This is a genomic window from Arthrobacter sp. Hiyo1 (assembly GCF_001263615.2).
Lineage (GTDB): Bacteria > Actinomycetota > Actinomycetes > Actinomycetales > Micrococcaceae > Arthrobacter.
This window is the reverse complement of record NZ_DF952474.1, coordinates 126,139-133,807: the sequence shown is the minus strand read 5'-3', so window position 1 is coordinate 133,807 and position 7,669 is coordinate 126,139. Positions and strand designations below refer to the sequence as shown.

Sequence of the window (7,669 nt, the reverse complement as noted above, 5' to 3'; positions counted from 1 at the left end):
TCCAGCCCGCGCCGCGCCCGGAAATCAGCAGTGGGACGCCGGTCTACAATCCGTTCATCTGGCTCGTCACCCTGCTGCCGGTGATCACCCTGATCATCCTGTTGCTCTGGAACCCGGTCTTCCACCTGCGGTATGTCGGCGCTCGGCGCGTACCCACCCTCGATCCCAGCGCGTTCAGCGTTCCCTATTTCCTGCTGGTCATTTCAGGCTGGCTCATCTACGGGGTCAGCGTCCTCTTGTCCTACCTCGACTGGCAAAAGTTGCAAAGGGACGGGGTGGTCCGCCCCTTCCATTGGGCATGGGCCTTCCTCGGCGCCGGAGTCTACGTCGTGGGCCGTTCAGTGATCGTCCACAAGGTCGCCCCGCAGCGCGGACTCGCGCCGGTTTGGGCACTGATTGGCCTGACTGCCCTGAGCCTGATCCTGGTGTCCGTCAAAGCGAGCATGATCATTTCGACGATCGCCAAGGCTTTGCCAATGTAGCTTCGCCGGGCAGATATTTGTCCGCGACGCTACTTGTCGGTCAACCCGAAGCGGCGGGCGGCACCTCCCCAGGTGCCGCCCGCCTTTTTGGCTCTGTTGCGCAGAGTCCCTCATCCCCAGGGGCAGGAGCCCTAGGAACGCTGCCGGCCGAACACTGGAAGGGCACGCAACCAACGGGAGAAAGTCCCGGGCGTGCGGTCACAGTCGGCCGGAATGTAGAAGTCGGGATCCGTGGCGCCGAACGGCAGGTACAGTTCCTGGCCGGGCGCCGGGAATTCCACGACGTTGTTCTTATCCTGCGAGTCCATCTGTCCTCCTATTTCATGCGCTCAAGTTCTCCGTGGCGATGCGGTTGAAGCTCTTCGTTACTTCCACATCTTGGAAAACATTTTTTGTTATATGGAAATGGTAGAGGGGATTCCCGAACCGCGTCAAGGGGTGTCCGCGGGGCCGCGCCCCTGCCGCCAACCGCCGTCGGTCACATTCGGAAAGTAGATAACGATTCTCCAGAAGTGATGTACACCACTGGCAAAGGTGGGCTACGCTTTCTTCAATTCGTGGCGCAGGTCACGTAACCTGGGAGCAGCAGGCAGGGTCGTAATGAGCTGGCATCAACGGATGCCGGCTCTTTTTTGTTGGGTCGGCTCCACCAGAAACGCGTACGAAACACGCGCTTAATTTCATTGGTGGACCTTAGGGGTTCCACCTCACAGAAGTTGGGATATGACCATGAGCAACAAGATCGTCCTCGGCGACAACCAGTACGGCAAGGCTGAAGTCCGCGTCGTCAAAGTCACCCGCGACACCGACCGCCACCAGATCGAAGACCTGAACGTCACCTCGCAATTGCGTGGCGACTTCCAGGCTGCGCACCTCCAAGGCGACAACGCACACGTCGTCGCCACGGACACCCAGAAGAACACCATCTACGCCTTTGCCCGCGACGGCATCGGCTCCCCCGAAGCCTTCCTCCTGCGCTTGAGCGAACACTTCACCTCGGGCTTTGAGTGGGTCACGGGCGGCCGTTGGGAAGCCGAGGCCTACACCTGGGACCGCATCCAGGCACACGGCTCCGAACACGACCACAGCTTTGTCCGCAAGGGGCAGGAAGTCCGCACCGCCGTCGTGGTCCGCGAAGGCAACACAACGCACGTCATCTCGGGCCTCAAGGACCTGACCGTCCTCAAGACCACGCAGTCCGGCTTCGTCGGCTACCCCCGCGACCGGTACACCACGCTGCCCGAGACCACGGACCGCATCCTCGCCACCGACGTCTCGGCACGCTGGCGCTACAACACCGGGCTCGACGCTGCCGGGACCGACTTCAACAAGAGCTACGAGGACATCAAGGCCCTGCTCTTGGAAGGCTTCACGGAGAACTACTCCCACGCCCTGCAGCAGACCCTGTTCGACATGGGCAAGAAGGTCCTCGAGGCCCACAGCGAAGTGGACGAGATCAAGTTCTCGATGCCCAACAAGCACCACTTCCTGGTGGACCTCAGCCCGTTCGGCCTCGACAACCCCAACGAGGTCTTCTTCGCCGCCGACCGCCCGTACGGTTTGATCGAAGCCACGGTCCAGCGCGATAACACCACACCGGCCCCGGCTGCGTGGAACGGCATCGCCGGCTTCTGCTAAGCCTCTAAACAGCCGCCCAACTGGTCCCCACCGCCTCCCTCGCCTCGCAAGCTCGGCCAGGGAACCCTGGCGGCGTGGGCCCCCGCATTTGATGTCGTTTTGGAGCCTCAAAACGACATCAAATGCGAGTCAGTTGGGCGGCCATACCCAAAACCACCTTGTTAGCCAGACAACGTTAGCCAGACAAAGACGTCTGCCATGAACCAAGAAAGTCTGCCATGAACACCAAGAAGAAAACCCGCCCCGCAGAGTCCGGGCCAGCCCGCCCCGAGGACCAGCGCCTCTCGATCGGGAGCACGTTCGCCTACGGCTTCCAGCACGTCTTGACCATGTACGGCGGCATCATCGCCCCGCCGCTCATCATCGGAGCCGCCGCGGGCATGTCCTCGCAGGACATCGGCCTCCTGATCGCGGCCTGCTTGTTTGTCGGCGGCCTCGCCACCATTCTTCAGACGATCGGCATCCCGTTCTTCGGATCGCAGCTGCCGCTGGTCCAGGGCGTGTCCTTCGCCGGCGTTTCCACCATGGTGGCGATCGTCCACGGGGGCGGCGGGATCCAGGCGGTGTTTGGTTCGGTCATTGTGGCGTCCTTGATCGGCCTGGCGATCACTCCCCTCTTCTCCAAGATCATCAAATTCTTCCCACCTGTGGTCACGGGTACCGTCATCACGACAATCGGACTGACCCTCATGCCCGTCGCAGCGAACTGGGCCATGGGCGGCAACAGCGCGGCACCCAACTACGGCAGCATGGCGAACATCGGACTCGCCGCGGCCACGATGGGAATCGTCCTGCTCCTGAGCAAGATCGGCAACGCGGCCATCTCCCGCCTGTCCATCCTCCTTGCCATGGCTATCGGGACCGTCATCGCCCTCGCCACGGGCATGGCAGATTTCTCCAAGGTCGGCCAGGGTCCGATCGTTGCCTTCCCCACTCCGTTCGCCTTCGGTGCTCCAACCTTCGAAATCGCGTCCATTGTTTCGATGCTGATCGTCATCCTGGTCACCCTGACCGAGACCTCGGCGGACATCATCGCAGTTGGCGAAATCGTGGGCACCAAGGTCGACTCCAAGCGCATCGGCAACGGACTACGTGCGGACATGCTCTCAAGCGCCGTCTCGCCCCTCTTCAACTCCTTCACCCAGAGCGCCTTCGCCCAGAACGTCGGCCTCGTGGCCATCACCGGCATCAAGAGCCGCTTCGTGGTCAGCGCCGGCGGACTCATCCTGGTGGTCCTCGGCGTGCTGCCGGTCCTCGGGCGAGTAGTCGCAGCGGTTCCGACGCCCGTCCTGGGCGGCGCCGGCGTCGTACTCTTTGGAACCGTGGCCGCCAGCGGCATCCGGACGCTCTCCAAGGTGGAGTATCGCAACAACATGAACCTGATCATCGTGGCGGCGTCCATCGGCTTCGGCATGATCCCGATCGCCGCCCCGAAGTTCTACGACCAGTTCCCGTCCTGGTTCTCCACGATCTTCCACTCGGGCATCAGCTCGGCCGCCATCATGGCCATCCTGCTGAACGTGCTCTTCAACCACTTCAAGGCCGGCAACTCGGACAACCAGTCCGTGTTCGTCGCAGGCACGGGACGCGTGGTCACCGAATCGGACATTGCGTGCCTTGCGAACGGCGACCGGTTCGAGAACGGCAAACTGATCGACGCCGAGGGCAAGGAAGTGCCACTCACGTCGTCCACCGCCGTCGAGCACTGACGGTTCTAAAGCGCCTTTCTGCGCCGAACTGGCAGGTGTTGCCCCTCTTCCTCAAGAAGGGCAACACCTGCCATTTCGCGCTAGTTACGGGTCCGCGTGAGACGGTTGTTTCATGAGGATCGATGAGCGAATCGAACAACACTACTCGGAGCTTGGGCCGCAGGAGCAAAAGGCCGCGGATACCCTGCTGGACCGCTTGGGCGACCTTGCGGTCTACAACGCGGCCGAGCTCGCCCAGCTAAGCGGCGTTTCCAAGGCCACCATGAGCAGGCTCTTCCGCCGCCTGGGATTCGCCGATTTCAACGAGGTCAAGGAACACACCCGGAGCCTGAGGTCCAGCGGAGTGCCGCTCGCCAGGCAGGAGGCCGACGGCGGGATCCCCCTGCATTTGGCACAGGAGCAGCAGAACCTGGACCGCCTTTTCGATACGCTCGACGACGATCGCCTCCTCAAGGTGGCACAACAACTGGCTGAGGCCCGGAATGTCCTTCTGATCGGTTTCCGCAACAGTTTCCCTGTCGCCCTCCATTTCCGGCAGCAGCTTCTCCAGTGCCGTTCGTCGGTGGCTCTGGCCCCTCAGCCGGGCCAAAGCGTGGGCGAGGAGCTCGCCGGACTGGACGGGAACGACGTCGTGGTTCTGCTTGGATTCCGGCGCAGGCCCGACCGTTTCGACCGTGTCCTGAAGCCGCTACCGCCACCGGCGCGAGCACCATCTTGATCGGAGACCCGAGCGCGCGCTGGCTGGCGGCCGACGCCTCCGTCTGGATCGAATGCCCTGTGGAGGGCAGCGCCGCCTTTGACAGCTATGCGTCGGCCATGAGCCTCGTGAGCGTCCTCGCGAACGGCGTGTTGGCGGCGAAGGGCCGTTCAGGAAGGGATCGCGTCCGGGAAATCACCGGGCTGTTCGACTCACTGGAAGAGATCGAGCGACGGTAGTCCGAAGGCGGCCGTGCTCGGCTCGCTCGCCGGGCCCGGCGCCAAGCGTAAAGAAGAGTTAGCGGTCCGGAAACTGAACTGAAACATCTGTTCCATTGAATTGAACCAGTGAAACGACTGCCCCGGTCGTGGAAAACCCTGATTCGAGGAACCGATGGCCGAAGCACAACTCGCCCCAGAGAAGACCGGCACCCTACTTGGCCACCCGATTGATGAAGCCGCCGCACGCCGTGACCCGCGGCTCAGCAACGAAGACCTGGTGCCCCTGAACAACCAGCGCTGGAGCAGCTACAACCTGTTCGCGTTCTGGATGTCGGACGTCCATAGCATCGGCGGCTATGTGACGGCGGGCAGCCTTTTTGCCCTCGGCCTGGCGAGCTGGCAAGTGTTGGTGGCCCTGCTGGTGGGCATCGTGATTGTCCAGGTGTTTTGCAACCTCGTGGCGAAGCCCAGTCAGAAGACCGGCGTCCCCTACCCCGTGATCAACCGGGCCGTCTTCGGCGTCAAAGGTGCCAACATCCCGGCCATCATCCGCGGTCTCATCGCTGTCGCCTGGTACGGAGTGCAGACTTTCCTGGCCTCCGAAGCCCTGGTGATCGTGTTCCTGAAGTTCTTCCCGGCCATGAAGCCGTTGTACGACGTCCATCAGTACGGCTTCCTTGGCCTTTCTGCCCTGGGTTGGATTTGCTACGGAATCCTCTGGGTAGCCCAGGCCGCGTTGTTCTGGAACGGAATGGAAAGCATCCGCAAATTCATCGACTTCGCCGGACCGGCCGTCTACGTTGTCATGTTGGTTCTCGCCATCTACTTGGTATCCAAGGCCGGCGTCAGCAACATCAGCCTCAACCTCTCCGCCGGCGAACCGCTCGACTTCGCTGCGTCCATCCCGGTCATGATCTCCGCGATCGCCTTGGTGGTGTCGTATTTCTCCGGCCCCATGCTCAACTTCGGCGACTTCGCGCGTTACGGCAAGAGCTTCAAGGCCGTCAAGAAGGGCAATCTCCTGGGCTTGCCCGTCAACTTCCTGTTCTTCTCGCTGCTCACGGTCATCACGGCGTCGGCCACCACCCCGGTTTTGGGCACCTCATCACGGACCCGGTCAAGACCGTGCAGGAAATCGATTCGGTGTTCGCCGTGCTGCTCGGCGGATTGACCTTTGTCATCGCGACCGTGGGCATCAATATCGTGGCCAACTTCATCTCGCCGGCGTTCGACTTCTCCAACGTGAGCCCGCAGAAAATCAGTTGGCGCATGGGCGGCATGATCGCCGCCGTCGGATCCGTCATCCTGACCCCGTGGAACTGGTACTCGAACGACGACGCCATCCACTACACGCTCGGCGTTCTGGGGGCGCTCATCGGCCCGCTCTTCGGCATCCTCATCGCCGGCTACTACCTCGTGGGAAAGCAGAAGGTGTGGGTTGAGGACATGTACACGATGAAGCCAAGCGGCAAGTACTGGTTCCGCAACGGCTACAACCCCAACGCGGTCAAGTCAGTGGCCATCAGCGGCGTAGTGTCGATCGCCTCGGTCCTGATTCCCAAAGCGCTCCTTGACTCCGGAGCCACCACAGTCAACGCAACTTGGATCGGCAACTACAGCTGGTTCCTCGGTTGTGCCTTGGGCCTGCTGACCTTCTGGTACTTCGAAAAGCGATCCCCCATGATCAACCTGGAGCCTAACGGCGTCGAAGTGAACGACGGCGCCCTCGCCTGAGCGCCCGCCGTCATCAAACAGAAACCGCCGGACGCTCGCTCACTTATAGGGCCAAATTCCAGGACGCTCGCTCACCCCGTGAGCGAGCGTCCGCCCGAAACCCGACATAGGTGAGCGAGGGTCCGCCAAAAACCCCACATAGGTGAGCGAGCGTCCGGGACGGATTAGTTCTGGTTCAGCTCGGCAGAGATCGCGAGGGCGGCTTCGCGCAGGAGCGGCACGGCGCGGTCGGCGAAGTGCTGGTCCACGCGGGACACCGGTCCGGAAACCGAAATAGCCGTGGGCGTCGGAGCATTGGGCACAGCCATCGCGAAGCAACGGACGCCGATTTCCTGCTCTTCCTCGTCGATCGAGTAGCCGCGTTCGCGGATCCGGTTCAAATCGGCGAGCAGGGAATCGATGTCCCCGATGCTCTTGGCCGTGGGAGTCGGCATGCCCGTGCGGGCCACGATCCCGCGGACCACTTCGTCATCCAACTGGGCCAGGATGGCCTTGCCGACGCCGGTGTCGTGCGTATGGGCGCGGCGGCCCACCTCGGTGAACATGCGCATGGAGTGCAGGGACGGAACCTGGGCAACGTAGATGACCATGTCGGAATCCAGCACGGCCATGTTGGACGTTTCGCCGAGCCGGTCCACGAGGGACTTCAGCTGGGGGCGGGCCAATGCTCCGAGTTGCTTGTTGGCGCCTTCGCCAAGCCGGATGAGCCGGGGGCCCAGTGCGTAGCGACGATTGGGCAGTTGCCGGATGTAGCCGAGGGACACCAAAGTGCGCAGCAGGCGGTGGATGGTGGGGAGCGGCAGGTCTGTCGACGACGACAGTTCGCTCAACGTGACGTCTCCGCCGGCGTCGGTGATGAGTTCCAGCAGTTCGAAGACGCGCTCGACGGACTGCACGCCTCCCGAGGGCTTTTCAGCCATTCCGTTGTCTCCTATGGCTCGGAATCCGACAACTCTTATCCGCATCGTGAAAAGAATTGCTTAGAACACTCAAGATACAGCACGCGACGCCGGAATGCTTGCCTGCCGATCAGGGCTTGTGTTTCCACTTTGTAGATAATAATATCCATAATACGAAAACATTCGGTTTGAGCGGAGGCCCGCTATGGGCCTGTACGAGGAGGAAATTCAATGGCGAACCCGAGCCCCGGAAATTCGATCACCCTGCGCGTCGCCGCGCCGTCGAGCT

At 62.1% G+C, this 7,669-nt stretch carries 7 protein-coding genes and 1 pseudogene; 6 read left to right on the top strand and 2 right to left on the bottom strand.

Features of this window, described 5'->3' with window-relative positions:
- Nucleotides 1-482 (top strand): hypothetical protein (locus AHiyo1_RS18045; protein ID WP_059389463.1); only part of this gene is annotated, 482 nt, incomplete at its 5' end.
- A gap of 131 nt (nucleotides 483-613) precedes the next feature.
- Here the strand turns inward: AHiyo1_RS18045 and AHiyo1_RS24925 are convergent.
- On the bottom strand, nucleotides 614-790 hold the full coding sequence (locus AHiyo1_RS24925) for a hypothetical protein (RefSeq protein ID WP_172465634.1): 177 nt from the start codon (nucleotides 788-790) through the stop codon (nucleotides 614-616).
- Between the two features lie 415 nt (nucleotides 791-1,205).
- Here AHiyo1_RS24925 and pucL point away from each other — a divergent pair, with 415 nt between their 5' ends.
- The 5 genes and pseudogenes from pucL (at nucleotide 1,206) to AHiyo1_RS28340 (ending at nucleotide 6,481) form a co-directional block, all read left to right on the top strand.
- The gene (gene pucL, locus AHiyo1_RS18040; protein WP_172465633.1) at nucleotides 1,206-2,120 is read left to right on the top strand and encodes a factor-independent urate hydroxylase; all 915 of its coding nucleotides are present in this window, start codon (nucleotides 1,206-1,208) and stop codon (nucleotides 2,118-2,120) included.
- Nucleotides 2,121-2,338: 218 nt separating this feature from the next.
- Complete coding sequence (locus tag AHiyo1_RS18035; protein WP_059389462.1) at nucleotides 2,339-3,829, top strand: nucleobase:cation symporter-2 family protein; 1,491 nt, start codon at nucleotides 2,339-2,341, stop codon at nucleotides 3,827-3,829.
- A 112-nt stretch (nucleotides 3,830-3,941) separates the two neighbouring features.
- Nucleotides 3,942-4,547, top strand: a complete 606-nt coding sequence (locus AHiyo1_RS18030) for a MurR/RpiR family transcriptional regulator (protein ID WP_253257440.1) — start codon at nucleotides 3,942-3,944, stop codon at nucleotides 4,545-4,547.
- A complete protein-coding gene (locus AHiyo1_RS27190; protein WP_253257439.1) occupies nucleotides 4,544-4,765 on the top strand; it encodes a hypothetical protein in 222 nt (73 codons plus the stop codon). Before AHiyo1_RS18030 ends, AHiyo1_RS27190 begins: the two co-directional genes overlap by 4 nt.
- A gap of 154 nt (nucleotides 4,766-4,919) precedes the next feature.
- Nucleotides 4,920-6,481 (top strand): annotated as a pseudogene (locus AHiyo1_RS28340) (NCS1 family nucleobase:cation symporter-1).
- Between the two features lie 164 nt (nucleotides 6,482-6,645).
- Here the strand turns inward: AHiyo1_RS28340 and AHiyo1_RS18020 are convergent.
- The gene (locus AHiyo1_RS18020; protein WP_059389461.1) at nucleotides 6,646-7,401 is read right to left on the bottom strand and encodes an IclR family transcriptional regulator; all 756 of its coding nucleotides are present in this window, start codon (nucleotides 7,399-7,401) and stop codon (nucleotides 6,646-6,648) included.
- Between the last annotated feature and the right edge of the window lie 268 nt (nucleotides 7,402-7,669).

What these genes read in the sequence shown, in the direction of transcription:
- AHiyo1_RS24925 (WP_172465634.1), bottom strand. Translation starts at nt 790, where the DNA reads ATGGACTCGCAGGATAAGAACAACGTCGTGGAATTCCCGGCGCCCGGC.
- pucL (WP_172465633.1), top strand. Translation starts at nt 1,206, where the DNA reads ATGACCATGAGCAACAAGATCGTCCTCGGCGACAACCAGTACGGCAAG.
- AHiyo1_RS18035 (WP_059389462.1), top strand. Translation starts at nt 2,339, where the DNA reads ATGAACACCAAGAAGAAAACCCGCCCCGCAGAGTCCGGGCCAGCCCGC.
- AHiyo1_RS18030 (WP_253257440.1), top strand. Translation starts at nt 3,942, where the DNA reads ATGAGGATCGATGAGCGAATCGAACAACACTACTCGGAGCTTGGGCCG.
- AHiyo1_RS18020 (WP_059389461.1), bottom strand. Translation starts at nt 7,401, where the DNA reads ATGGCTGAAAAGCCCTCGGGAGGCGTGCAGTCCGTCGAGCGCGTCTTC.